This is a genomic window from Micromonospora ferruginea (genome assembly GCF_013694245.2).
In the GTDB taxonomy this organism is placed as follows: Bacteria; Actinomycetota; Actinomycetes; order Mycobacteriales; family Micromonosporaceae; genus Micromonospora; species Micromonospora robiginosa.
Genome location: NZ_CP059322.2, coordinates 1,155,303 through 1,179,057, shown reverse-complemented (window position 1 = coordinate 1,179,057; position 23,755 = coordinate 1,155,303). Strand labels below are relative to the sequence as shown.

General features: G+C 74.0%; 26 protein-coding genes. 4 read left to right on the top strand and 22 right to left on the bottom strand.

Features of this window, described 5'->3' with window-relative positions; all coding sequences use genetic code 11:
- Positions 1 to 70: 70 nt before the first annotated feature.
- The 10 genes from H1D33_RS05260 to H1D33_RS05215 all read right to left on the bottom strand — a co-directional run bounded on the left by H1D33_RS05260 (position 71) and on the right by H1D33_RS05215 (position 8,418).
- Entirely contained in the window at positions 71 to 904 is an 834-nt protein-coding gene (locus H1D33_RS05260; RefSeq protein ID WP_181569134.1) for an ABC transporter permease, read from the bottom strand.
- Entirely contained in the window at positions 901 to 1,977 is a 1,077-nt protein-coding gene (locus tag H1D33_RS05255) for an ATP-binding cassette domain-containing protein (protein ID WP_181569135.1), read from the bottom strand. Before H1D33_RS05255 ends, H1D33_RS05260 begins: the two co-directional genes overlap by 4 nt.
- A 168-nt stretch (positions 1,978 to 2,145) precedes the next feature.
- Positions 2,146 to 2,934: a TetR/AcrR family transcriptional regulator gene (locus H1D33_RS05250; protein WP_181569136.1), complete on the bottom strand. Its 789-nt coding sequence runs from the start codon at positions 2,932 to 2,934 to the stop codon at positions 2,146 to 2,148.
- A 71-nt stretch (positions 2,935 to 3,005) separates the two neighbouring features.
- Positions 3,006 to 3,902, bottom strand: a complete 897-nt coding sequence (locus H1D33_RS05245) for an NmrA/HSCARG family protein (protein ID WP_181569137.1) — start codon at positions 3,900 to 3,902, stop codon at positions 3,006 to 3,008.
- Between the two features lie 23 nt (positions 3,903 to 3,925).
- Complete coding sequence (locus H1D33_RS05240; protein WP_181569138.1) at positions 3,926 to 4,768, bottom strand: NAD(P)H-binding protein; 843 nt, start codon at positions 4,766 to 4,768, stop codon at positions 3,926 to 3,928.
- A 67-nt stretch (positions 4,769 to 4,835) separates the two neighbouring features.
- Entirely contained in the window at positions 4,836 to 5,270 is a 435-nt protein-coding gene (locus tag H1D33_RS05235; protein ID WP_181569139.1) for an ester cyclase, read from the bottom strand.
- A gap of 33 nt (positions 5,271 to 5,303) precedes the next feature.
- Complete coding sequence (locus H1D33_RS05230; RefSeq protein ID WP_181569140.1) at positions 5,304 to 5,561, bottom strand: acyl carrier protein; 258 nt, start codon at positions 5,559 to 5,561, stop codon at positions 5,304 to 5,306.
- 33 nt (positions 5,562 to 5,594) lie between these two features.
- Entirely contained in the window at positions 5,595 to 6,803 is a 1,209-nt protein-coding gene (locus H1D33_RS05225; protein ID WP_181569141.1) for a ketosynthase chain-length factor, read from the bottom strand.
- Complete coding sequence (locus tag H1D33_RS05220; protein ID WP_181569142.1) at positions 6,800 to 8,068, bottom strand: beta-ketoacyl-[acyl-carrier-protein] synthase family protein; 1,269 nt, start codon at positions 8,066 to 8,068, stop codon at positions 6,800 to 6,802. Before H1D33_RS05220 ends, H1D33_RS05225 begins: the two co-directional genes overlap by 4 nt.
- Positions 8,065 to 8,418, bottom strand: a complete 354-nt coding sequence (locus H1D33_RS05215) for an antibiotic biosynthesis monooxygenase family protein (protein WP_181569143.1) — start codon at positions 8,416 to 8,418, stop codon at positions 8,065 to 8,067. Before H1D33_RS05215 ends, H1D33_RS05220 begins: the two co-directional genes overlap by 4 nt.
- A 194-nt stretch (positions 8,419 to 8,612) precedes the next feature.
- Between H1D33_RS05215 and H1D33_RS05210 the strand changes: the two genes are divergently transcribed.
- Positions 8,613 to 9,398, top strand: coding sequence for an SDR family NAD(P)-dependent oxidoreductase (locus tag H1D33_RS05210; protein ID WP_181569144.1), 786 nt, complete (start codon positions 8,613 to 8,615; stop codon positions 9,396 to 9,398).
- A gap of 28 nt (positions 9,399 to 9,426) precedes the next feature.
- Positions 9,427 to 10,386 carry an aromatase/cyclase gene (locus tag H1D33_RS05205; RefSeq protein WP_181569145.1) on the top strand — a complete coding sequence of 320 codons (960 nt, stop codon included), beginning with the start codon at positions 9,427 to 9,429 and terminating at the stop codon, positions 10,384 to 10,386.
- 71 nt (positions 10,387 to 10,457) lie between these two features.
- On the opposite strand, the gene H1D33_RS05200 is transcribed toward H1D33_RS05205, so the two are convergent.
- Together H1D33_RS05200 and rfbB are read right to left on the bottom strand one after the other, a co-directional pair.
- Entirely contained in the window at positions 10,458 to 11,237 is a 780-nt protein-coding gene (locus H1D33_RS05200; RefSeq protein WP_220138705.1) for an SDR family NAD(P)-dependent oxidoreductase, read from the bottom strand.
- A gap of 44 nt (positions 11,238 to 11,281) precedes the next feature.
- Positions 11,282 to 12,280, bottom strand: coding sequence for a dTDP-glucose 4,6-dehydratase (gene rfbB, locus H1D33_RS05195; protein ID WP_181569146.1), 999 nt, complete (start codon positions 12,278 to 12,280; stop codon positions 11,282 to 11,284).
- Positions 12,281 to 12,456: 176 nt separating this feature from the next.
- Between rfbB and rfbA the strand changes: the two genes are divergently transcribed.
- Positions 12,457 to 13,335 (top strand): glucose-1-phosphate thymidylyltransferase RfbA, encoded by an 879-nt coding sequence (rfbA, locus tag H1D33_RS05190; RefSeq protein ID WP_181572897.1) that lies wholly within the window; start codon positions 12,457 to 12,459, stop codon positions 13,333 to 13,335.
- A gap of 668 nt (positions 13,336 to 14,003) precedes the next feature.
- The gene (locus H1D33_RS05185; protein WP_307755351.1) at positions 14,004 to 14,924 is read left to right on the top strand and encodes an AfsR/SARP family transcriptional regulator; all 921 of its coding nucleotides are present in this window, start codon (positions 14,004 to 14,006) and stop codon (positions 14,922 to 14,924) included.
- Positions 14,925 to 15,007: 83 nt separating this feature from the next.
- On the opposite strand, the gene H1D33_RS05180 is transcribed toward H1D33_RS05185, so the two are convergent.
- The 10 genes from H1D33_RS05180 to H1D33_RS05135 form a co-directional block, all read right to left on the bottom strand.
- Complete coding sequence (locus H1D33_RS05180) at positions 15,008 to 15,706, bottom strand: beta/alpha barrel domain-containing protein (RefSeq protein WP_181569147.1); 699 nt, start codon at positions 15,704 to 15,706, stop codon at positions 15,008 to 15,010.
- 32 nt (positions 15,707 to 15,738) lie between these two features.
- Positions 15,739 to 16,401, bottom strand: coding sequence for a phosphoribosylanthranilate isomerase (locus tag H1D33_RS05175; RefSeq protein ID WP_220138707.1), 663 nt, complete (start codon positions 16,399 to 16,401; stop codon positions 15,739 to 15,741).
- A gap of 3 nt (positions 16,402 to 16,404) precedes the next feature.
- On the bottom strand, positions 16,405 to 17,544 hold the full coding sequence (locus H1D33_RS05170; protein WP_181569148.1) for an acyl-CoA dehydrogenase family protein: 1,140 nt from the start codon (positions 17,542 to 17,544) through the stop codon (positions 16,405 to 16,407).
- Positions 17,545 to 17,600: 56 nt separating this feature from the next.
- The gene (locus tag H1D33_RS05165; RefSeq protein WP_181569149.1) at positions 17,601 to 17,975 is read right to left on the bottom strand and encodes an ectoine synthase; all 375 of its coding nucleotides are present in this window, start codon (positions 17,973 to 17,975) and stop codon (positions 17,601 to 17,603) included.
- Positions 17,972 to 18,793, bottom strand: a complete 822-nt coding sequence (trpA, locus tag H1D33_RS05160; protein ID WP_181569150.1) for a tryptophan synthase subunit alpha — start codon at positions 18,791 to 18,793, stop codon at positions 17,972 to 17,974. Before trpA ends, H1D33_RS05165 begins: the two co-directional genes overlap by 4 nt.
- The gene (locus H1D33_RS05155; RefSeq protein ID WP_181569151.1) at positions 18,786 to 19,826 is read right to left on the bottom strand and encodes a hypothetical protein; all 1,041 of its coding nucleotides are present in this window, start codon (positions 19,824 to 19,826) and stop codon (positions 18,786 to 18,788) included. The genes trpA and H1D33_RS05155 overlap by 8 nt, the downstream gene beginning before the upstream one ends.
- Positions 19,827 to 19,828: 2 nt before the next feature.
- Positions 19,829 to 20,092 (bottom strand): acyl carrier protein, encoded by a 264-nt coding sequence (locus H1D33_RS05150; protein WP_181569152.1) that lies wholly within the window; start codon positions 20,090 to 20,092, stop codon positions 19,829 to 19,831.
- Between the two features lies 1 nt (position 20,093).
- Positions 20,094 to 21,575 (bottom strand): AMP-binding protein, encoded by a 1,482-nt coding sequence (locus H1D33_RS05145; protein ID WP_181569153.1) that lies wholly within the window; start codon positions 21,573 to 21,575, stop codon positions 20,094 to 20,096.
- 29 nt (positions 21,576 to 21,604) lie between these two features.
- Complete coding sequence (locus H1D33_RS05140; protein ID WP_181569154.1) at positions 21,605 to 22,381, bottom strand: cyclase family protein; 777 nt, start codon at positions 22,379 to 22,381, stop codon at positions 21,605 to 21,607.
- A gap of 132 nt (positions 22,382 to 22,513) precedes the next feature.
- Positions 22,514 to 23,737 (bottom strand): FUSC family protein, encoded by a 1,224-nt coding sequence (locus H1D33_RS05135; protein ID WP_246411657.1) that lies wholly within the window; start codon positions 23,735 to 23,737, stop codon positions 22,514 to 22,516.
- Positions 23,738 to 23,755 lie beyond the last annotated feature (18 nt).

Here is a 23,755-nt window from a genome sequence, read left to right as displayed (position 1 = left end):
CCCCGGGCCGACTCCCGTCGGTCGGGGGCAGCTGCGCCCATGGTGCGGCGTGCCACTGGCGGACAACTCGTCAGTTACTCAAGGAGCGGTACTTGCTGAGCGACAGCGGCAGGAAGATGGCGACCAGCACCAGCGGCCACACGACGGCCATCACCGGGTAGTGGGAGACCACCCAGGAGTCGCCGCCCCAGCCGGGGTTGTCGAAGAGTTCGCGGATGGCGCCGACGGTGGCCGACAGCGGGTTCCACTCGGCCACCGCACCGAGCCACGCGGGCATGGTGGACGGCGCCACGAACGCGTTCGACAGGAAGCCGAGCGGGAACTCCAGCGTCTGCACGCCGGCGACCGCCTCCTGGCCCTTCATCACCAGGCCCAGGAAGATGCCGACCCAGACCAGGGCGAAGCGCAGCAGCAGGATCAGCCCGAACGCGGCGAGCGTGTCGCCGACGCCGCCGTGCGCCCGCCACCCGACGGCGAGCCCGGCGAGCACCATCACCGCCAGGGTGACCACCGCGAACAGCATGTCGGCCACGGCCCGGCCGATCAGCGGGGCCAGCGGCGACACCGGCATCGACCGGAACCGGTCGGTGACGCCGCGGTCCATGTCGGCGGAGACGGCCAGCGTGGTGAGGCTGATGCCGAACACCATGGTCATGGCGAACATGCCGGGCATCAGGAACTCGCGGTAGCTGCCGCCGCCGGGCACCTGGAGGGCGCCGCCGAACAGGTAGGCGAACATCAGCACCATGACGATGTTGAAGCCCAGCGACGCGATCAGCGGCCCCGGGTTGCGGCGCCAGTGCGCCAGGCTGCGCCGGGTCAGGGTGACGCTGTCGGCGAGCAGGGACGGCCGCCCGGGCACGACGTCCGGGCTGACCGCGGTGGGCAGGGTCGCGCTCGTCACGCGGGCACCTCCTCGACGTTCTCCGAGCGCGGCGCGCCCGGCTTCGGCTCGTCGCCGCGCCCCTTGCGCCCCTTGCCCTTCTTGGACTTCTTCGCCTTCTCCTCGGCCGCGGTCTCCTCGGCGCTCTGCGGGCGGCGGCCGGTCAGGTGCAGGAACACCTCGTCGAGCGTCGGACGGCGCAGCGCCACGTCCTCCACCGCGACGCCGCCGGCGTCGAGCGCCCGCAGCACCTCGGTCAACGCGCTGGCCCGGTTGCCGACCTGGGCGCTGACGAAGCGGCGGTCGGGGTCCACCTCCGGCTCCGCGCTGGCGACCAGGCGTAGCTGCGCGGCGGCGGCGGCCAGGTCGCCCGCGTCGTGCACCACGAGGTCGATGCGGTCGCCGCCGAGGCGCGACTTCAACTCGTCGGGCGTGCCCTCGGCGATGACCCGACCGGTGTCGATCACCGAGATCTGGTCGGCGAGCTGGTCGGCCTCGTCCAGGTACTGCGTGGTGAGCAGCACGGTGGTGCCGGAGCGGACCAGCTCGCGGACCGACTCCCAGACCTCGTTGCGGCTGCGCGGGTCCAGGCCGGTGGTCGGCTCGTCGAGGAACAGCACCGACGGGGTGAGGATCATGCCGGCGGCCAGGTCGAGCCGGCGCCGCATGCCGCCCGAGTAGGTCTTCACCGGCTTGCCGCCGGTGTCGGCCAGGCCGAAGCGCTCCAGCAGCTCGGTGGCGCGCTGCTGGGCCCGCTTCGTGCCGAGGTGGAAGAGCCGACCGAAGATGACCAGGTTCTCGTAGCCGCTGAGCACCTCGTCCACCGCGGCGTTCTGCCCGACCAGGCCGATGCGGTAGCGCACCTGGTCGGCCTGGCGGGCGATGTCGAAGCCGGCGACCTCGGCCCGCCCCTCGTCGAACCGCAGCAGGGTGGACAGGATCCGCACCGAGGTGGTCTTGCCGGCGCCGTTCGGGCCGAGCAGTCCACACACCGTGCCCTGCGGGACCCGCAGGTCGAACCCGTCCAGGGCGTACTTGTCGCCGTACCGCTTGCGCAGCCCCTCCGCGATGATCGCGTGATTGCCCGCTGTCACGTCGCGTCCTCCCTCAGCAGTGCCGGCCCTGTCGTCGGCCCTAGCGTACATCATACGGTAAGCAATACGGTGGAGCCCGGAAGCGCGTGTCGCCGCTGCCCGGACAGCCATCGCGCCCGGGCCGTCCTGGTGACGGCCCGGGCGCGAGCCACCCGGACGGGCGACCGGTCAGCGGGGGGACCGACCGGCCGCCGCGGTCCGGGCCGCGATGAAGACCTCGATGCCGTCGAGCAGGCGCCCGAGCCCGAACTCGAACGCGTGCTCCGGCGAGTAGGAGCCGCCGTGCGCGGCACCCGCCGCGGACCCGACCCGGGTCGCGGTCGGGAAGACCGAGCCGTCCACGAACGCGCCGAGCAGCGGACCGCACACCCGCCACCACTGCTCGTCGGTCATGCCGCTCTCCCGCTCCAGGACCGACGCGTCGACGGCCCGCCGGGCCACCCCCTCGGCGTAGTCGGTGACCAGGTGCACCACCGAGTCCATCTCCACCTCGGTCAGCCCGATCCCCTCGACCGCCCGGAGTTCGTACTCGTACTTGGCCATGGCGTGCGGGCCGAGCGGAGGCCGACCCACCGGGATGCGCAACAGCCAGGGGTGCCGGCGCCGCAGGGACCAGTTGTCCCGCGCCACCCGCTCCAGGCCGGCCCGCCACCCGTCCGACGGCACCGCCGGCCCGACCACCTCGCCGTAGACCGTGTCGACCATCAGGTCGATCAGCTCGGCCTTGCCGGGCACGTAGGTGTAGAGCGACATCACGCCCACGCCGAGCGCCTGGGCGAGCCGACGCATGGACAGCTCACCCAGGCCCTCGGCGTCGCACGTCTCGATCGCCACCCGGGCGATCCGCTCCAGCCCGAGGTTGGATCTGCTGCGGGCGTCCGGACCGCGCCGGCTCCACAGCAACGCGAGACTCCGGGCCGGGTCGGCCGTTCCCCGACCCCGCTCGTCCGGCCGCATCCACCCCTCCGTCCATCGATCCCGTATGCCGTACGATACAAGATACGCGCGGGTGCGTCCTCCCCCTCCGGTCAGGCCACCGACGGCACCGGCGGTCGCCAGTCCACCGCGCGCAGCCAGTCGGCGAACGTGTACAGGCCCGGCAGCCGGGTCCGCAGCGCGGCGATGTCCGCGGCGTAGCCGTCGGTCTGGAACCACTCGAACATCACCGCGATCTCGTGGCTGTACGGGATCCACGGGTTCGCCGCCACCTCGGCCAGCTCCAGCGGCTCGAACCGGGCCGGCATCCCGGCCACGGCGCCGAAACACCGCGCCATCTCCGGGCCGGTCAGCTCGTCGCCGGCCAGCTCGACCGCGCGCCCCACGAACTCCTCCGGCTCGTCGAACGCGGTCGCCGCCAACCGGCCGATGTCCTCCGCGGCGACGAGCTGCACCCGTGTCGACGGCGCGAGCGCCAGCCGGACCACCAGCGCGCCGTCGACCACCTCCGGACCGAAGCCGAGGAAGTTGTCCATGAAGAAGGTCGGGCGCACCACGGTGGTGGGCACCCCCAGCCGGCGCAGGTGCCGTTCGATCGCCCACTTGCTCTCGAAGTGCGGCACCCCGCTGGCCCGGTCCGCGCCGCCGACCGAGCTGTAGACCACGTGGCGTACCCCGGTGGCGGCCGCCGCCTCCGCGACCGCACGGCCCTGGCGGACCTCGGCCCCCAACCCACCGGGGGCCATGAACGTCTGCACGCTGAACACCCCGTGCACGCCGGCCATGGCGGCGCGCAGCGACGCCGGATCCGACAGGTCGCCGCGCACCAGCGAGACGTTCTTGTCGGCGGCGAGCGCGCGGGCGGCCTCGCCGTCCGGGTCGCGGACCAACGCGCGCACCGGCCGACCCCGGGCGAGCAGGGCCCGCACGGTGGCGCCGCCCTGGGTGCCGGTGGCACCGGTGACGAGGATGGTGCGGTCGTCGGGCATCGACGGTTCCTTTCCGGAGGTGGTCATCGGAACAGGTGGGCGTTCGCGGCGGCCCACTCGCGGAACGTGCGGGGCTTGCGGCCGAGCACCCGCTCCAGGGTGCCGGTGGTGCGTCCCCACGGAACGGCGGGACTGTGCAGCGCGGCCACGTTGGACTCGGCGGCGGGCCGGTCGCCGGTGATGCCGGCGAACATGGCGACGACGTCGTCCGGGCTCGCCACCTCGAAGGCCAGTTCGCGACCCAACTCGTCGGACAGCACCCGCGCCTGCTCCGCGGAGGTGAGCACCTCCGGGCCGGTCACCTCGTAGCGGCGGCGGGCGTGCCCGTCCCCGGTCAGCGCGGCGACCGCGAGCGCGGCCAAGTCGTCCGGGTCCACCGGGGCGCCCGGGGTGTTGCCCACCAGACAGCGGACCGTGCCCTGCTCGCGGATCGTCTTGGCCCACCACAGCGCGTTGGTGTGGAACGGGCCCGGCCGCAGCAGCGTCGCGTCCGGCGCGGCGGCGCCGATCGCCTCCTCGGCGGCCCGGTGCTCGTCGCCGATCCGGTGCCGCACCGGGTGCAGCACCGCCGACGAGGAGAGCAGCACCAGGCGCCGGACCCCACCGACCCGGCGGATCGCCTCGGCGAACGCCCGGGCCTGCGGCTCCACGTCACCCACCAGGCAGACGAACGCCGCGTCCACGCCGGTCAGCGCCGCGGTGGCGGCCTCGACGTCGGCCGGGCTGCCGGGCACGGTCTCGACGTCGGCCGGCAGGCCGGCCCGCGCGGGATCGCGGCTGAGGGCGCGGACCGGGCGGCCCGCCTCCCGCAGGCGGGTCAGCACGTGCCCGCCCACCTTGCCGGTCGCGCCGGTGACAAGGATCATCGGTTGCTCCTTCGCTCGGAACGGAAGCCGCCGGGGACCGGCCGGTCCCCGGCGGCGGCGACGTCGGTCAGTGCCGCCAGCCCTCGGCGGTCGGCCAGGGCTCGTCGAGCTGGCGGTAGGTGCCCAGGTAGTCGGGCCAGTCGCGGTGGTCGCGGATCTTGCCGTCGACGAGCTTGATGAGGTGGATCTGCTCGCCGGAGAACCGGCGTCCGGTCGGCTCCATGCCGACCAGGTTCCCCACGTGCCGGCCGTAGAGGACCAGGTACGCGCGCACCCAGTCGCCCCGCTCCTCGTACCGGATCTCCTCCAGGCGGGCCTCCTCGGAGAAGGTCATCCGGAGCCACTTGACCGCCATCGCGAACGCCTCCGGCCCGCGCAGGTCCATGTGCTCCAGCGACGCCGGGTTCAGGTAGTCCGGGTGGATGTACTCGGCCACGTCGTCGGTCTGTCCGGTGTTGTACGCCGACACCATCCGGCGTACCGCGTCGATGTTGCTGCTCATCCGCTGCCTCCTCGGCTTCTCGTGGACGGGTGGTCAGGCCGGGGCCGTCAGGGCCCGGTTGGCGAGTTCGAGCAGTTCCCGCGGCGTCTGCGCCTGGGTGACCGCGTCGTCCTGCAGCGGGGCGCCGAAGCGGCGCTGGATCGCCCCGGCGGTCTCCAGCAGGGCCAGCGAGTCGTAGCCGAGGTCGGCGAAGGGCACGTCGAGGATGTCGCCGCTCAGCTCGACGTCCTCGTCCTCACCGGCGCACTCGCGCAGGATGTCGGTCAGGGTCGGCAGGTCCAGGATGGTCATCTGTCCTCCTCGCAGGGTCGTTCCGGGATCCGGTCAGGCGGTTAGCACGAGCGCGGAGTTGAAGCCGCCCTGCCCGCGGGCGACCACCAGGGCGGTGCGCACCCGCGCGACGCGTGGCGCCAGCACCAGGTCCAGCCGGTACGCGGGCGCCGGCGCCGCCACGTTGACGGTCGGCGGGATCACCCCGTCCCGGATGCACAGCAGCGCGGTGGCCACGTCCAGCGCGGCGCCGCCCGCGCCGAGCCGACCGGTGACCGTCTTCGGCGCGGTGACCGGCACCCCGGCCGGACCGAACACGCCGGCCAGCGCCGCCGCCTCCACCGCGTCCGGGTCCGGCAGGCCCACCGCGTCGGCGAACACCACGTCCACGTCGGCCGGGGCCAGGCCGGCGTCGTCCAACGCGGCCTCGATCGCCCGCCGCAACGTCGGCTCCCGGCCGGAGCGCGGCGGCGGGTCGAACGTGGCGGCGTAGCCGGCGACGACGCCGTACCGGTGGCGGACGCCCCGCGTCGAGGCGTGCGCCGCGGACTCCACGACGAACAGCGCGCCGCCCTCGCCCGGCACGTAGCCCGCAGCGTCCGGGGAGAACGGCAGGTACGCGCGGGCCGGATCGGTTTGCCGGCTGAGCAGGCCGCTGGCCTGGTGCGCCACCCAGCCCCAGGGGCACAGCCAGCCGTCCACCCCGCCGCTGACCACGGCCGGCAGGTCGGATCGCACGTGCCGGCGGGCCTGCCCGAGCGCGTCGAGGCCGCCCGCCTGCTCGGTGACCAGCACCCCGCTCGGCCCGCGCAGGCCGTGCCGGATCGAGACCTGACCGGTGTTCACCGCGTAGAACCAGGCGAACGACTGGTACGCGCTGACGTGCTCCGGCCCCCGGCTCCACAGCTTCTCCAGCTCCCGGTGGCCGAACTCGAACCCGCCGGCGCTGCTGGCGGTCACCACGCCCACGCCGAACCCGCCCGACGCGGCCACCTCGACCCCGCTGTCCAGCAGCGCGGCGTCGGCCGCCAGCAGGGCCAGCCGGGTCATGTGGTCGGTCTGCGGCAGGAGCCGCCCGGGCAGGTGGTCGGCGGGGTCGAACGCCGGCACCTGACCGGCGAGGCGACTGCGGTAGCCGGTGGCGTCGAAGCGGGTCAGCGGCCCGATCGCGCACCGCCCGGCGAGCAGGCCCGCCCAGTGCGCCTCCGCGTCCAGCCCGGCCGGGCTCACCACGCCCAGGCCGGTGATCACCGCGGCGGTCACGTGCCGGCCCGATCGGGCCGGCGCAGCACCATCGCGCTCTGGAAACCACCGAAGCCGCTGCCGACGCTGAGCACCGTGTCGACCCGGCGCTCGCGGGCCCGCAACGGGGTGTAGTCCAGGTCGCACTCCGGATCCGGCTCGTGCAGGTTGGCCGTCGGCGGCACCAGGCTGTGCTCCATGGCCAGCGCGCACGCCGCGATCTCCAACGAGCCGATCGCGCCGAGCGAGTGGCCGATCATCGACTTGATCGAGCTGACCGGCGTCGCGTACGCGTGCTCGCCCAGGCTGCGCTTGACCGCCGCGGTCTCGTGCCGGTCGTTCTGCTTGGTCCCGGAGCCGTGGGCGTTGACGTAGTCCACCTCGGTCGGCCGGGTACGCGCCTGCGCCAGCGCGGCCCGGATCGCCTCGGCCATCTCCACGCCGTCCGAGCGCAGGCCGGTCATGTGGTAGGCGTTGGCTCGGGAGGCGAAGCCGGAGACCTCGGCGTACCCGGTGACGCCCCGCCGGCGCGCGTGCCCCACCTCCTCCAGGACGAAGACCGCGCACCCCTCCCCCAGCACGAACCCGTTGCGGGTGCGGTCGAACGGGCGGGACGCGGTCGCCGGGTCGCCGTTGCGCGGGGTGGTGGCCTTGATGGCGTCGAAGCAGGCCATGGTGATGGGCGAGATGGGCGCGTCGGTCGCCCCGCAGATCATCACGTCGGCGGCGCCCTCGGTCACCAGCTCGGCGGCCCGCCCGACCGCGTCCAGCCCGGAGGTGCAGCCGGTGGAGACCAGCGACACCGGGCCCTCCGCGCCGACCTCCCAGGCCACCTCGCGGGCGATGGAGCTGGGCACCAGGTAGTCGAACAGGTGCGGTACGGCGTGGTCCTCGTCCACCAGCCACTTGGCGCCGCCGTCGCTGACCACGACGTACTCCCGCTCCAGGCTCATCGTGGCGCCGACCGCGCTGCCGATCACCACGCCCAGCCGCGACGGGTCGCCGACCGCCAGGTCCAGTTCGCTGTCCGCGAGCGCCTTGCGGGTGCCGACCACGGCGAACTGCGCGGCCCGGTCCATCCGCCGCGCCTGCTGGTGGGACAGCCCGTCCCGGATCGGGTCGAAGTCGCACTCGGCGGCCACCTGCGAGCGGAACGGCGTCGGGTCGAAGAAGGAGATCCGCCGGGTGGCGGTGCGACCGCTGGCCAGCAGGTCCCAGAACGACTTCGTCCCGGTGGCGCCGGGGGCCAGCACGCCGATGCCGGTGATGACCGCGCGTCGGGTCATCGGGTGTCCCCCGCGACCGCCCCGGCCGCCTCCCGGCGCAGCACCGGCCGGTACAGGTTCGGCTCGCTGGTGGCCAGCGCCCGCAGCGCCGCCGCGTGCGGCGCGAAACCCGGATCGGCCAGCGCCCGCCGGAACGACTCCTCGTCCCGCCAGTACGCGACGTTCACGTACGCGCCGGGCTGCCCGACGTGCCGGACCAGGGTGTGCGCGACGAAGCCGGGCCGGCCCGCCATGAACTCCGACGTCTCGGAGAAGGTCCGTTCGAAGTCCTCCGCTGGCGCGTGCACCAGGAACCGGTTGACGAAGACAACCCCGTCCCGGTCCGTCGGGTCCGATTCGCCTGCCCGCATGTCCCACTCACTCCCCACGTCCTCGTACCGCGATCCGCGGCTGCCGTGCTCGTGGTGTCGACCGTCCCCGGCCGGGATCGCATCTGCCTTGAACCTGGCTGGAAGTAGGCGTGCCGGCGCCGACGTCGAGAGACCCTCGAGCGGTCACTGGCACGCTCGGCCGCACCGTGCACGTCGACGTGAGGAGACACGGAATGCCAGGGCAGAACGGTGCGGTCGCGCTCGTCACCGGCGCGACGAGCGGGATCGGACTCGCGGTGACCAGGGCGCTCGCCGAGCAGGGGCACCGGGTCTGGATCTGCGCCCGGGACGCGGCGGCGGTCGACCGCACCGCGGGCGAGCTGCGGGACAAGGGCCTCGAGGTACGCGGCGCCGGCTGCGACGTCCGCGACCGCGCGGCGGTGCCGGCGCTGGTGCACGCCGTGGTCGACGCCTGGGGGCCGGTCGGGATCCTGGTGAACAACGCCGGCCGCAGCGGCGGCGGGGCCACCGCCTCGATCGCCGACGAGCTGTGGGACGACGTGGTCGAGACGAACCTGAACAGCGTCTTCCGGCTCACCCGGGAGGTGTTGACCGGCGGCGGGATGCTCGCGGCCGGCTGGGGTCGGGTGGTGAACATCGCCTCGACCGGCGGCAAGCAGGGGGTCGTCTACGGCGCCCCCTACTCGGCGTCGAAGCACGGCGTGGTCGGCTTCACCAAGGCCCTCGGCCTGGAGCTGGCCAAGTCGGGCGTCACCGTCAACGCGGTCTGCCCCGGCTACGTGGAGACCCCGATGGCGCAGCGGGTACGCGACGGCTACGCCGCCTTCTGGGACACCACCACCGACGACGTGCTCCAGCGGTTCGAGGCGAAGATCCCGCTCGGCCGCTACTCCACCCCGGAGGAGGTGGCCGGCCTGGTCGGCTACCTGGTCACCGAGACCGCCGCTCCGATCACCGCGCAGGCGATCAACGTCTGCGGCGGTCTCGGCAACTACTGATCCCGCCCCGCCGACCGAAGGAGACCGCGTGAGCAAGCCGCCCCCGGAACACACCGAGCACCGCGAGCTGGTCGACGCCCCCGCCCGGACCGTCTACGACCTCGTCGCCGACGTGGCCCGCTGGCCACTCGTCTTCCCGCCCACCGTGCACGTGGAACACGTCGAGCAGGGCCCGGGCACGGAGGTCATCCGGATCTGGGCCACCGCCAACGAGGCGGTGAAGGGCTGGACCTCCCGCCGTGACCTCGACCCGACGGCCCGCCGGGTGCGCTTCCGCCAGGAGGTCTCCGCGCCGCCGGTGGCCGAGATGGGCGGAGAGTGGATCATCGAGCCGGCCGGCGCCGACCGGTGCCTGGTCCGCCTCACCCACGACTTCCGGGCCGTCGGCGACGACGCGGCGGCCACCGCCTGGATCCACCAGGCGGTGGACCGCAACAGCCGGTCCGAGCTGGCGGCGCTGCGCACCGCCGCCGAGTCGCCGGCGGACGGTGACGGCCGGTTCCTGGACTTCGACGACGTGGTGCACGTCAACGGGGATCCCCGCGACGTCTACGACTTCCTCGACGAGGCCGGTCAGTGGGACCGCCGGCTGCCGCACGTGGCGCGCGTCGCGCTGACCGAGGAGACGCCGGGGGTGCAACTGCTCGAGATGGACACCCGCACCGCCGACGGCGCCACCCACACCACCCGCTCGGTACGGGTCTGCTTCCCGCACCACCGGATCGTCTACAAGCAGTTGCGCACGCCGGCGTTGATGTCCGTGCACACCGGGCAGTGGCTGGTCGAGGCGTACGAGGACGGCGCGGTGGTCACCTCCACCCACCGGGTGGTGCTGATCCCCGAGGCGGTGCCCGGAGTGCTGGGCGCGCAGGCCACGCTGGGCGACGCCGCCACCTACGTCCGGCAGGCGTTGGGGCGCAACAGCACCGCGACCATGTACGCCGCCAAGGAGTACGCCGAGGGCAGGCGGATGGCCGTCCGGCCGTGAGAGCGTGGCACCCGCGGAGGGCGTGACCGGCACGGGTCACGCCCTCCGGCGTTGTGGTGTCGCCGCCCGGCTCAGGTGACGGACAGCGCGCCGTCGACGGCGACCACCACGCCGTTGGCGTACCGGCCGCCGGCCTCGGTGAGGGTGACCACCCACCAGGCGATGTCCTCGGGCTCGCCGACACGGCCGGACGGGATGCGCGGCAGCATCGAGGCGAGGAACTCGTCGTACGCCTCGCGGGGCATGCCGGCGCGGACCGCGACCTCGGTGTCGACCAGCCCGGGGGCGACCGCGACCACCCGGATGCCCCGGGGCGCCAACTCGACGGCCCAGGTGCGGGTGAGGGCGTCCAGGCCCACCTTGGTCGCCGCGTACACCCCGCTGCCGGGCATGGCGCGCAGGCCGAGCGAACCGGCGGAGCTGATGTTGACCACCGTGCCGCCGACCGCCGCCAGCGGCTCCACCGCCCGCTGGGTGAGCAGGATCGGCGCGAGCAGGTTGGTGGTCACCTCGGCCCGGACCACGGCGGGGTCGAGGCCGCCGAGGGAGTCGAAGCCGGCGGTGGCGGCGTTGTTCACCAGCACGTCGAGCCGCCCGAACTCGCGCATCGCGGTCTCCACGACGGCGTCCGGTGCGGCCGGGTCGGCGAGGTCGACGGGGAGGACGTGGATGCCGTCGCGCCCCTTGGCGGTCTCCGCCAGGGTGTGTTCGGAGCGGCCCACCACGAGCACCCGGTCCCCGCGGTCGGCGAAGGCGTGCGCGGTGGCCCGGCCGATGCCGGTGCCGCCGCCGGTCACCACCACGCCGCGGGGCGGGTCCGGACGGTCGGTCGATGCGCTGGAGTCAGTCATGCGGACACGCTAGAGAGCGCCGCTCGAGGCCGGCTCGGGCCGGATCAGCGACCGGCCGCCGCGTAACGCCGCTCGGTGGCGGCCTTCTGCGGGCCCCACCACCACTCGTTGCGGCGGTACCAGTCGACCGTGGCGGCGAGGCCGGCGTGCAGGTCCGGATGCCGGGGTCGCCAGCCCAGCTCGCGCCGGATCTTCCGGCTGTCGCAGGCGTAGCGCAGGTCGTGGCCGGGACGGTCCGGCACGGTGTCGAAGTCGTCCGCCGGCCGGCCGAGAATCCGCAGGGTCAGCGCCAGCAGGTCCCGGTTGCTCCACTCGGCGCCGGAGCCGACCAGGTACGTCTCGCCGACGACGCCGCCGGCCAGGATCAGCAGCACGGCGTCGTTGTGGTCGTCGACGTGCGTCCACTCCCGCACGTTGGCGCCGGCCCCGTAGAGGCGCGGACGGCGGCCGCGCAGCACGTTGGTGATCTGCCGGGGCAGGAACTTCTCCACGTTCTGGTAGGGGCCGTAGTTGTTGGCGCAGTGCGAGATCGTCGCCCGCACCCCGTACGACCGGACCCAGGCGCCCACCAGCAGGTCGGACGCCGCCTTGGTGGCCGAGTAGGGGCTGGACGGGTCGAAACGGCTCAGCTCGGTGAACCGCTGCCCGCCCTCGCCGGGCAGGCTGCCGAAGACCTCGTCGGTGGACACGTGGTGCAGCCGCCGGTCGTGCCGCCGCACCGCCTCCAGCACGCTGAAGGTGCCCTCGACGTTGGTCCGCAGGAACGTGCCCGGGTCGTGCAGCGAGTTGTCGACGTGTGACTCGGCGGCGAAGTGCACCACCGCGTCGGCCTCCCCGACCAGCCGGTCGACGAGTTCCCGGTCGACGACGTCGCCGACCACGAACCGGATCCGGTGCGCCACGTCGCCCAGGCTGGCCCGGTTGCCGGCGTAGGTGAGCGCGTCGAGGACGGTGATCCGCGTCCCGGGGCGGGTCGCGAGCACCCGCCGTACGAAGTTCGCGCCGATGAAGCCCGCGCCGCCGGTGACCAGCAGGTGATCCATGGCGGCGAGGTTAGGTGGGCGGGCTCGAGCGCCGCTGGAGGGCGGATCGTCGTTGGGTCCGGCCCCGACCGCCCGTCGATCCGGCTACCAGGCCGGCGGTCGACAGTGGCCGGGTCCCGCGGCGGAGCGCGGGGCCCGACCGATGAGGAGGCCCGACCATGCCGAACGGGAAACCGCTGCGCGGCATCCTGCTGGCGGGCGGCACCGGTAGCCGCCTGTGGCCGATCACCCGCGGGGTGTCGAAGCAACTGGTGCCGATCTTCGACAAGCCGATGGTCTACTACCCGCTGTGCACGCTGGTGATGGCCGGGATCCGGGAGATCCTCGTGATCACCGCCCCGGAGGACCGGGAGCAGTTCGTGCGGCTGCTCGGCGACGGCAGCCAGTTCGGGCTGCGCCTGGAGTACGCGGTGCAGGAGCATCCGGGCGGGGTCGCCCAGTCGTTCCTCATCGGCGAGCGGTTCATCGACGGCGGGCCGGTGGCGCTCGTTCTCGGGGACAACATCTTCTACGGCCCCGGCCTGGGTCGCCAGCTGGCCATGCGGCACCGTCCGACCGGGGCCCGGATATTCGCCTATCCGGTGGCCGATCCGCACGAATACGGGGTGGTCGAGTTCGACGAGACCGGGCGGGTGCTGTCGATCGAGGAGAAGCCGGCCCGACCCCGTTCGCGATATGTCGTGCCGGGTCTGTACTTCTACGACTCCCGGGTGGTGGACATCGCCCAGGAACTCAAGCCGAGTGATCGCGGGGAACTGGAGATCACGGCGGTGAACGAGGCGTACCGGCGGGCGGGAGAGTTGTCGGTCACCGTGCTCGCACGCGGCACGGCCTGGCTGGACACCGGGAACGTGGAGTCGATGATGCAGGCGGCCGAGTTCGTCCGGGTGATGGAGGCCCGCCAGGGTCTCAAGATCGGCTGCCTGGAGGAAACCGTGTGGCGGGCCGGCCTGATCGACGACGACGGGCTGCGCCGGCTGGCCGAGCCCCTGCTGCGCAGCGGGTACGGCCAGTACCTGTTGCGCCTGCTCGACGGGCTGCCCGGGCCCGTGTGAGCGGCACGGCCCGGCGACCCGTAACCTGGTGAGGAACTTTCAAGAATTTGCACACGCCAATGCTTAGCCAATTCCGCGTGACCTGACCAGCAGCGCCGATCGGCAGCGCCGTCACTTTCCGTCACGACCCCAGGTAAGCAACCCCTACAGTTCCCCATGAGATCGACTCGAGTGCCAATGGAAGGTAACTCAAGGTTAGGTACCGCTTGCGCATCGTGTCGGCATGTGCATACGATGTGCCAAGTTCCGGGCCACGGGGCCTTGAAATGGGGGGTCTATTTTGATTGCCTTCGACAACTTTCCCATAATGCGATTTCAACCCCGTGCGATAGCCCTGTAGGGCCGCCCCACCACGACCGGCGAGCCACGCCGGCGACGGAACGACGACGCGGCCAAGCCGCGACAGGTGCAGCTCAAACGGGTGAGCAGGCCAGGCGCGCCGGTTCGGCGCGGGGACCCCGGCCAGCCGTCCGGCACCCGTTCCGTATCCACCGAAAACCGATCTTCCGACCGCCCGTGAAATGGGTGCGGCGGCCGCCGAGAGGCTTTTCCGATACCGGATGCCGACTCGGCGGTCGCCGCCGTCCGGAATTCCCGATCGGTTCCGACACGGTTTCTGAGGATGCCCCTGGACAACAAATAGCGATCCCGACGAATGACAAGGCGAAATGCCGCTGACGCCGAATTCGCAGGAGAAGGACGCACACGTGCAGATCAATTTGCTGGGACCACTGTCGGTGTCTATCGACGGGAACGACGCGACTCCCACCGCGCCAAAGACCAGAAGAGTGCTGGCATTGTTGGCCGTACACGCGAACCGCGTGGTACCCAATCAGTTGCTCATCGAGGAACTGTGGGAGGACCAGCCACCGCCCAGCGTGACCACCACCCTTCAGACATACGTCTACCAGTTGCGCAAGCACCTCCAGGGCGGCTTCGCGTCGTCGGCCGGCCCGGCGCCCAGCGGGTGCGCGCCGAAGGAGGTCCTGCGCACGTACGCCGGCGGCTACATGCTCTGCCTGCGTCCCGAGACGCTCGACTCGCTGCGCTTCGAGCAACTGGCCCAGCGGGGCCGCACCGAACTCGAGCGCGGTGACGTGGAGACCGCGGCCCGGACGCTGCGCGAGGCGCTCGGGCTCTGGCACGGCCCGGCGCTCGTCGACGTCAACCCGGGCCCGCTGCTCCAGGTGGAGGCGCTGCGCCTGGACGAGATCGGCAAGAGCGCGCTGGAGCTGCGCATCGAGGCGGACCTGCGCCTGGGCCGGCACCACGAGCTGCTCGGCGAACTGACCGGGCTCACCGCCCGCCAGCCGACCCACGAGGGATTCCAGAGCAAGCTGATGCTCGCGCTGCACCGCGCCGGCCGGCGGTCCGAGGCGCTCGACGTCTACCAGCGCACCCGCGAGACGCTCGTCGACGAACTCGGCGTGGACCCGTGCGGGGAGCTGCAACAACTGCACCGCGCGATCCTCGCCGGCGACCCCGCCCTCAACCCGCCCGGCACCGACACGCTGACCGGTGCCCGGCGCCACGCCACCGTTCCCCTCCCGGCCCGCGAGGCGCGCTGGGCGCAGGCCCGCTCCGCCTGACCCCGCCCGGCCGGCCCGCGCCCCGGGCCGGCCGGGGGTGGCCCCGGTGACCCGCCCGCCACCGACCGCCGGGGCGCGCCCGCTCAGGGCAGCGCGCGGTGCTGCTCGAACGCCGCCAGCCAGCCCGGCAGGTCGTCGCCGGCCCGCAGCAGCCCGGCGCCGATCAGCAGTCCCTGGTAGCCCGCGCGCAGCAGCCGGGCCGCGCTCGCCGGACCGTCGATCCCACTGGCGCTGACCGCGCAGCGGGTGCCGGTCGCCACCACCTCGTCCACCAGGTCCAGGCCGCGCCGCAGGTCGCCACCGCCGCGCTCACGATCGCCGATGTCGGCGTTGTTGACCGCGACCACGCACTCGTCGGGCCGGGGCACGGCGCGGATCTCCGCGCGCGTCGCCACCTCCACGAACGGCGTCAGGCCCCGCCGGACGGCGGCGGCCACCAGCGCGTCCAGGGTGGAGCGGGCCAGCAGGCGGGCGGTCAACAGCACGGCCTGGGCGCCCAGCGCCACCGCCCGGTCCAGGTCCCGCCGACCGGTGATGAAGTCCTTCTGCAGCAGCGGGCGGTCGGTCAGCGACCGCACCTCCCGCAGCAGATCGGGGGTGCCGCCGAACCAGCGCCCGGTGACCACCGACAGGCAGGGCGCCTGCGCCCGCTCGTAGGTGGCGACGATCCGGGCCACCGACCGGCCGCCGAACAGGTCCGCCCCGGCGGCGTCGCGCCGCTTCACCTCCATCACGATCGGCCGTCGCGCGTCCCGCAGGGCGGCACGGAAGTCGGTGCCCATCGTCACTCCCCTCGTCCGGCCGGGGCCGGTCCTCACGTTGCCCAGGCGTCCACCAGCGCCGCGATCCGCCGGCCGTCGAACCGGCCGTCGGCGCCACGCGCCGCGCTGTCCACGTCGACCCCGCGGAAGAGCGGATGCGCGACCACCGCGTCGTACGCCCCGCGGTGCGCGGCGGCGATGCCACCGGCCAGCAGGAACGGGCGGCTGCACCGCGCGACCACCGACAGCACGTCCGCCACCCCGATCGTGGTGCCGGTGCTGCCGACGCGACCGTCCGCGCCGAGCGCGTCGAGCAGGAACAGGTCGGTGCCCGCCCGCTCGTACGCCGGCACCAGCGGCGCCTCCGGACAGCGACCGTCCCGCACGTGCAGCACCTTGACCACGGTCGCCTCGGCCTCGGCCTTGAGCCGGCGCACCAGCGCCGGAGGCTGCCAGCCGTGCAACTGCACCCAGCTCGCACCGGTACGCCGGAGCACCTCGCCGATCCGGGCACCGTCGGCGAGCGTGGTGACCAGGACCGGGCGCGGGCCACCCGCGACGGCACCGCGGCGGACCACCCGGGCGGCCCGCCCGGCCGGCAGGTCGTGCGCGCCGCCGGCCACCCCGCACCAGACACCCACCAGGTCGACGCCGAGGGCGCGCAGCAGCGCCACCTCCGCCGCCGTACCCGCCCCGCAGACCTTGACCAGCGGCACCGGTCAGAGCCCCAGCATGGCGGCGATGCGGTTGCGCTGCGTCTCCGAGGTGCCGGAGTAGATGGTGCCGGCGACCGCGTTGCGCAGCTCCTTCTCGACGCCGTACTCCGTGGTGTAGCCGTTGCCGCCGAAGATCTGCACGGCGGCCAGGGCGGACGCGAGGTTCGCCTCGCTGGCCACCACCTTCGCCACGGCGATGTCGGTGGTGACGGTGGCGCCGGCCGCCATCCGGGCGGCCGCACCGAAGAGCAGCGCCCGCGCGGTGCGTACCCCGATCTCCATGTCGACGATCCGGTGCGCGACCGCCTGGAACGTGCCGATCGGCCGGCCGAACTGGGTCCGGCCGCGGGCGTACTCCCGGCAGCGGTCCACCCGGGCCCGCATCTCGCCGGCGTTGACCGCGAAGCCGCAGAGGATCTCCCACTTCATCACGTGGTCCAGCACGAGGAAGCCGCCGCCGACGGATCCGACCACGTTGGCCGCCGGCACCCGTGCGCCGTCCAGGTACAGCTCGCCGAACGGCGAGGTACGCAGCCCCATCTTGGCCGTGGGCGGACCGACGACCAGTCCGGGCGTGTCCCGCTCCACCAGGAAGGCGGTGACCCCGAGCGGTCCGCCCTGCTCGGAGGTGCGGGCGTAGACGACCACGACGTCGGCGACCGGGCCGTTGCTGACGAACGCCTTCTGGCCGGTGAGCACGAAGTGGTCGCCGTCGCGCACCGCCCGGGTCCGCATGGCCAGCGCGTCGGAGCCGCTGTCCGGCTCGGTGATCGCGTGGGCGCCGATCACCGCGCCGGAGGCGACGTCGGGCAGGTAGCGGTCGCGCAGCGCGGGCGAGCCGAAGCGCTGCACCGCGATTCCGGTGCTGACCAGGTGGGTGGTGACGGAGAAGTTGAGCCCGGCGTCCCGGCAGCCCTCGCCGAGCCCCTCCAGGACGTACATGGTGGTGGGCAGGTCCTGCCCGAGGCCACCCCAGCGCTCCCCGATCGGAAGGCCGAGCAGCCCGGCCCGACGGACCGCCTCCCACTTGGCGCGGGGGAACTCGGCCCGGGCGTCCAGCTCCACGTGCTCGTCGTTGAGCACGTGGAGCCAGGGCCCCAGACCGTTTCGCAGGGCGTCCTGGTCAGCGGTCCATGAGATCACTTGTCGACTCCAACGAGGTCGTGGTCGCTACGCGTACGCCGCCCGGCGCACGCCGATCAGTACTGCGAGAAGCCGTCCGGGTCGATGCTGTGCTGCTCGCCCCCGTGCAGCGCCGGGGTGAACACGCACACCAGGCGCAGGTCGGCGTCCGGACCGGCGACCAGGCAGTGCGCGTCGTGCTTGTCCAGCGCGTACATCACGCCCGGCCGGATCGGATGGGTGTTGCCGGCCAGGTCGATGACGCTGCCCTCGCCCTCGATGCAGTAGCAGGCCTCGAGGTGCCGGCGGTACTGCAGCCGGGCCATCGTGCCGGCCCGGACGGTGGTGTCCGTGATCGTGTAGCCCATGCCGTCCGATTCGAGCAGGAACCGCCGACTGAGACCGTTGCCCCAGTCCACCGTGGTCACCTCATCCAGTTCCCGGATGATCATCGGTCTGTCCCCTTCTGTGCGGGTCGGCTGACGATCGCCATTGATCGCAGGAAGGTGTCGAACCCGGCCAGCAGGTCCTGGCCGGTCCGTTCGGTCCGCTCGACGGCCAGCGCCGCGGCGGTTCCGACGACGGCGGCGTCCGCGCCGGCCGCGCCGATCTGCCGCACGTCCGCGGCATCGCGGACGCCGAAGCCGACCGCGATCGGGGCGGAGCCGGCGGCCCGCAGCCCGTCGACGGCGGCGCGCAGCGCGCCGTACCCGCGCTCCGGCGCGGTCCCGCTGCGGCCGTGCGTGGCGACGAGGTAGACGTAGGCGCCGGCGTCGCGGGCGGCGGCGGCGCGCACCGACGCCGACGAGGTGGCGTAGCAGGTGGTGACCACCGGCAGGCCCGCGTCGGCGGCGTGCGCCAGGTGGGCGGCGCGCAGCCGGGGCGGCAGGGCGTGCACCAGCAGCCCGTCCGCGCCGGCGTCGGCGACCCGGCGGACGAAGGCCCGCTCCCCGACCGGGCGCACGGTGTGCCGCCAGTCGGCCAGCAACGCGATCCGCGTCCGGCGCAGCCGCGGGCGGACCTGTGCCACGAACGCGAGCACCTCGTCGGCGTCGGTGCCCCGGTCCAGGGCCCGCCGGGCGGCCCGGCGCAGCACCGGCCCGTCGGTGACCGAGTCGGGAAACGGCACCGCCAGCTCCAGACAGTCGACGCCCCGCTCGTCGAGCAGCTCGACCAGCTCGGCCAGGCGGTCGACGGGCGGATCGCCGGCGGTGAGGAACACCGCCAGGCCGGGCGCCGCGCCCCGACGGCCGGCGAAGAAGTCAGCCACCGGCGGCCACCGCCCTACGCCGCCCGGGCCGCCCCGCGCGCATCCGGTTGAGCAGGTCCAGCGCGGCCCCCGAGGCGACCGCCTCCCCGGCCGCGGCCAGGGCGTCCGTCCAGCGGGTGCCCGGATCCGCCACCACCCGCATGGCGGCCGCGTTCAGGCAGACCACGTGGGTGGCGACCGGGCCGCGCCGGCCGGCCAGCACGTCGTGGAAGTCCGCCACCGGGTCGGTGCCGGGCGGCGTCGGACGCAGGTCGGCCAGGCTGCCCGTGGTGGCCGGCAGCCCCAGGTCGGCCAGCCGGACGGACGGCCCGCCGGCGGGGTGCAGCACGTCGTCCGCGAAGCCGGTCAGCTCGTCCGCCCCGGCGTCGTTGGTGCAGAACCAGACCCGGGCGCCGCCGCGGCGGACGGCCAGCCGGCGCAGCAGGTCCAGCACGCCGAGGTCGGAGACGCCGGTGAGCTGCGCGGTCGCCGGCGCCGCCGCGAGGACCGGACCCAGCACGTTGACGAAACGGCCGACCTCCCGCAGTTGCAGCGGCACCACGGCGCGGGCCAGCAACGCCACCTCCGCCGGGTAGACGAAGTAGCCGGCGAAGGCCAGGCCGTGGCGGTCCACCGCGTCCGCCAGCTCGTCGTAGCCGGAGGCGAGCGGGATGCCGAGCAGTTCCAGCAGGTCGAACGCCCCCCGCCCACCGCTGTAGGCGCGGGCGCCCGTCTTCACCACCGGCAGGCCGGTCGCGGCCGCCACGAACGCCGCCGCGGTGGACACGTTGAACGTCCGGGGACCACCACCGGTGCCGACGACGTTGACGCACCCGCCGGGCACCGGCCGGGCCGGCTGGCGCCGCTCGTTCAACGAGTCCAGCAGCGCCTCCGCCGTCTCCGCGTCCGGTGGACTGGTGGCGAGCGACGCCAGCAGCGCCACCGCCTCGCCGCGCCGCAGCGCGCCGGCGTGCAGCGCGTCCCAGAGGGAGCGCCACGCCGGCAGGTCGACCGGCTGGCGCGGCGCGAGCAGCGCGGTGATCGCCGGGTGCACGTCTACTTCGCCTCGGCCGGCTCGGTCCCGGCGCGGGCCAGGAACGCGTCGATCGCGCGGATCGAGCGGAAGTGCTCCGGCGCGAGTTCGACCTGGTCGGCGGCGATGCCGAAGCGTTCCTCCAACCAGGCGATCACCTTGAGCAGGCCGAGGCTGTCGATGACCCCGTTGTCGATCAGGTCGAGGTCGACGTCCAGCTCGGCGGGCGGGACGTCGGGCAGGAACTCCTCGACGATGAACTGGGCGATGACCGGTGCGTGCTGCAACTCAGGCTCCTTCCGGGAGGCCGCTTGTGAGGTGTGCCTGCCGTACCGCGAGGCGGTCGACCTTGCCGGTGGAGGTACGCGGGAACGGGGCGTCGACCACCCGGACCGTCTCCGGGATGGCGCCGCGCGGAAGCACCCCGGCGCAGTGCCGGCGCAGGCCGAGGCTGTTCAGGCCGGTGCCGGGCCGCCGGTGGACCACGGCGTGCAGCCGCGACCCGACCAGCGCGTCGGGCACCGCGAGCACCACGGCGTCGGCCGCGTCGGGATGGTCGAGCAGGGTCTGTTCCACCTCGGCCAGGTCGACCCCGACGCCGCGTACCTTCACCCGGTGGTCGTCCCGGCCGACGAGGAACAGCCGCCCGTCGGCGTCCCGGCGGACCAGGTCCCCGCTGCGGTACCAGGCCGGACCCGGCCGGCCGGACGGGTCCGCGCCGAACCGGTCGCCGCCCGCGGCGGCGCCCAGGTAGCCACCGCTCTGGAACGGGGTACGCACCCACAGCTCCCCGGCGCCCGGCCCGTCGACGAGCGCGCCGTCCGGGCCGACCACCGCGGCGTCGACCCCGGGCAGCGGCTCGCCCAACGGCACCGGCCCGTCGAGCGGGCCGGCGCGGTCCACCTCGTGCAGGAAGCTGTCGTTGGTCTCGGTGCAGCCGTACAGGTTGTACAGGCGCGCCGACGGGAACGCGGTCGGCAGCCGGCGCAGCAGCCGCGCCGGCATCGTGTCGCCGGTGAAGATGGCGTGCTCGACGTGCGGGAACACCCGCGCGTCACCGGGGTCGACGTCCGGGCCGGCGAGGAGACCGAACAGCATCGGCACCGCCTGCACCACCGACACCCGTTCCCGGGCCACCAGGTCGGCCAGCGCCGCCGGCTGCAACGCCTGGTCGGGGTCGACCAGCACCACCGTGCCGCCCCGGCTCAAGGTGGTCCAGACGTCGAGCAGGCAGAGGTCGAAGTTGAGCGGCGCGTAGTTGAGCACCCGGACCCCGGGACCGATGCCGAACCGGTCCCCGGCCCAGGCGACGAACCGGTCCACCGCCGCCGCGTCGAGCGGGACGACCTTCGGCAGGCCGGTGGAACCGGACGTGGTCAGCATGAACGAGGTGCCGTGCGGCACCCGTCCGGCCGGCACGTCGGGTAGCCGCAGGGTGTCCCGGGGCGACAGCACGTGCCGGCAGCCGGCCTGGCCGAACAGCTCGCGCAGGGTCGCCGACGGCAGGCTGGCGGCGGGCAGCAGGAACGGCCGGCCGGCGCGCAGCACGCCGAGGATGGTGGCCACGGCCTCCGGCGACTTCTCGGCCAGCACGCCCACCGGCTCGTCGTCGGCCAGGTCGAGCGCCGCCAACCGGTCGGTGGCCGCCGCGGCCAGGTCGACCAGGTCGCCGTAGCTGACCGTCCGGTCCCGCCAGACCAGCGCGGTCAGCCAGGGATGGGTACGGGCGGTGCGGACGACGCTGTCCACCAGGGCGGAGTGCGCGGTCATCACAGGTCCTCTCCGGGTCGGCACGGCGCTCACTCGTCCAGCAGCGCGACGGCCCGGGTCCAGCCGGCCCCCGCCCCCACCAGCCGCACCGGGAAACAGACCACCCGGAATCCGTACGGGGGCAGCGCCTCCAGGTTCGCCAGGCGCTCCACCTGGCAGTACTCGCGGTCCCGCCCGGCGACGTGCGCGGGCCAGAGCACCGCCGGGTCCCCGGTGGCCTGCCAGCGCCGCAGGATCGTCGGGAACGGGGCGTCGAGGCTGAACGCGTCCGTGCCGATCACCCGCACGCCGGCGTCGAGCAGCAGGTGCACCGCCGGCCCGTCCAGGCCGACGAAGTCGGTGAAGTAGCGGGCGGTGCCGGCCCAGGCGCTCGCCCCGGTCCGCAGCAGCACGATGTCCTGCGGCTCCGGCCGGCGGCCGATGCGGGCGAACTCCTTCTCCAGGTCCGCCGCCCCGATCACGCCGGCCTCGTCGCGCGCCACGTCCAGCACCAGCCCGGGCCGGTGGAACCACTCCAGCGGCAACTGGTCGACGTGCCGGGGCACCCCGTCGCCGTAGCCGGCCCGGCTGCCGTAGTGGGAGGGCGCGTCCACGTGGGTGCCGGTGTGACTGGTCAGCGTGAGCCGGTCCAGGGAGAGGAACTCGCCGTCGGGCAACACGTCCGGGTCGAACTCCAGTCCGAAGTGCTCACGCATCTCCGCGCTCATGTGCAGCGCGCCCTCGCGCGGGCTGAGCACCTCGTGCCCGACCGGGTCCGGCTCGTACGCCGACGCGTCGATCGGGGACGACAGGTCGATGATCCGCACAGTTACCTCCTCGGCTCCCGTCCACCGTCGCGGTGGGGGCTCGAGGAGCGTTGGAAGCCGGCTGGACGGGCCCGTCCGGTCGACACCGGCGAGGCGTGTCCACCCTCGTCGGCCGTCCGGCGGCCGTTCCGGTCAGCGGGGGTGGTGGTCGGTCGGAGCGCGTCGGCGTGCGGGTGGCCGGAGCCGAGCTCGCCGACCCTGGCGGGACACCGGCAGGTACCGCTGCGCCCGCGCCGGCGGGCGGGTCTGGACCTCACCGGCCGTGGTCGCCCTCCGCACCAGGTCGTTGGATTCCGCCGTCGGGTGGCCCGCGGCGCGCAGCACCTCACTGCCGGCCGTGCGAACGTCGTTGATCATCGACTCGCCGATCGAGCGCACGCCCTGCCCCCAGGCCCGGCCGAGGCACTCGGCGCTCTCCAGGACGAGGTGGTCGGTGCGGCCGAAGTCCTGTTCGTCGCGGCACGCCTGGTGCAGCTCACGCAGGGCGGCGGCGAGTCGGGACAGGGCCGCGGGCAACGCCGGCGGGATGGGCTCGTCGTGCTCCAGGGCGCTGACGGAACTCCGCGCCACCGAGCGGGTGTAGAGGATCACCTGTTCGAGGTGACCCAGGGCGCCGGCGTACCGGTGGAAGTGTTGGCGACGGCGCCACCGGGCCGGCGCGATGGTGACCACCTCCTGGGCGCCGCTGAGCGCGTCGGTGAGCCGGCCGACGTCCGGACCGAGATCGCGCAACGCCTGCAGGGCACGCTTCGCCGCTTCCGCGTCCCGGCGCGTCTGCGCCTCCGCGATGGCGTCGAGCTGGCGGGTCAGTCCCGAGATGACGGGTCGGGCCGAGTTGTCGAGCACCCGCAGCGGGTTCACCGGCAGCAGCACCGCCACCACGAGAAGTCCCGACAGGCCGCCGATCAGGGCGTCGACTATTCGGGGCACCTCCAGGTTCTGGTCAGCCGGGGCCAGGGTGGCGATCAGGACGGCGGTGCCGCCGGCCTGGCCGACCAGCGCGCCCCCGCGCCCCGCGACCAGCAGCGCGACGGCGATGGCCACGGTGACCACCAGGCCGGTCTGCACGACGCCGGTGCCGAGGAAGTAGCGCAGCACGTCGCTGACCACGATGCCGACGCCGACGCCGGCGAGCAGTTCGACGGTGCGCCGGACCCGCTGACCGATCGCGGTGGCGATGGTGCCGACCGCCGCGGCCGGGGCGAACACGTGTGCCCCGGGTCCGAGCCGGGCTGCCAGCAGGGCGGCCAGCCCCGCCGCCAGCCCGGCCTGCACGGCGATCACCACGATGAGTTCGAGCTGACGCCGCCGGTCGCGCCCGAACGCGCCACCTTCCTCGCGGGCTGTGGACAGCACGTGCCCACCCCGCTCGAC

Excerpts from the sequence above, each read along its gene's own strand:
- H1D33_RS05240 (WP_181569138.1), bottom strand. The coding sequence starts at position 4,768 with ATGATCCTTGTCACCGGCGCGACCGGCAAGGTGGGCGGGCACGTGCTG.
- H1D33_RS05220 (WP_181569142.1), bottom strand. The coding sequence starts at position 8,068 with ATGACCCGACGCGCGGTCATCACCGGCATCGGCGTGCTGGCCCCCGGC.
- H1D33_RS05245 (WP_181569137.1), bottom strand. The coding sequence starts at position 3,902 with ATGCCCGACGACCGCACCATCCTCGTCACCGGTGCCACCGGCACCCAG.
- rfbB (WP_181569146.1), bottom strand. The coding sequence starts at position 12,280 with ATGGATCACCTGCTGGTCACCGGCGGCGCGGGCTTCATCGGCGCGAAC.
- H1D33_RS05200 (WP_220138705.1), bottom strand. The coding sequence starts at position 11,237 with ATGACTGACTCCAGCGCATCGACCGACCGTCCGGACCCGCCCCGCGGC.
- H1D33_RS05235 (WP_181569139.1), bottom strand. The coding sequence starts at position 5,270 with ATGAGCAGCAACATCGACGCGGTACGCCGGATGGTGTCGGCGTACAAC.
- H1D33_RS05165 (WP_181569149.1), bottom strand. The coding sequence starts at position 17,975 with ATGATCATCCGGGAACTGGATGAGGTGACCACGGTGGACTGGGGCAAC.
- H1D33_RS05250 (WP_181569136.1), bottom strand. The coding sequence starts at position 2,934 with ATGCGGCCGGACGAGCGGGGTCGGGGAACGGCCGACCCGGCCCGGAGT.
- H1D33_RS05185 (WP_307755351.1), top strand. The coding sequence starts at position 14,004 with ATGCCGCTGACGCCGAATTCGCAGGAGAAGGACGCACACGTGCAGATC.
- H1D33_RS05230 (WP_181569140.1), bottom strand. The coding sequence starts at position 5,561 with ATGACCATCCTGGACCTGCCGACCCTGACCGACATCCTGCGCGAGTGC.
- H1D33_RS05210 (WP_181569144.1), top strand. The coding sequence starts at position 8,613 with ATGCCAGGGCAGAACGGTGCGGTCGCGCTCGTCACCGGCGCGACGAGC.
- H1D33_RS05180 (WP_181569147.1), bottom strand. The coding sequence starts at position 15,706 with ATGGGCACCGACTTCCGTGCCGCCCTGCGGGACGCGCGACGGCCGATC.
- H1D33_RS05145 (WP_181569153.1), bottom strand. The coding sequence starts at position 21,575 with ATGACCGCGCACTCCGCCCTGGTGGACAGCGTCGTCCGCACCGCCCGT.
- H1D33_RS05215 (WP_181569143.1), bottom strand. The coding sequence starts at position 8,418 with ATGCGGGCAGGCGAATCGGACCCGACGGACCGGGACGGGGTTGTCTTC.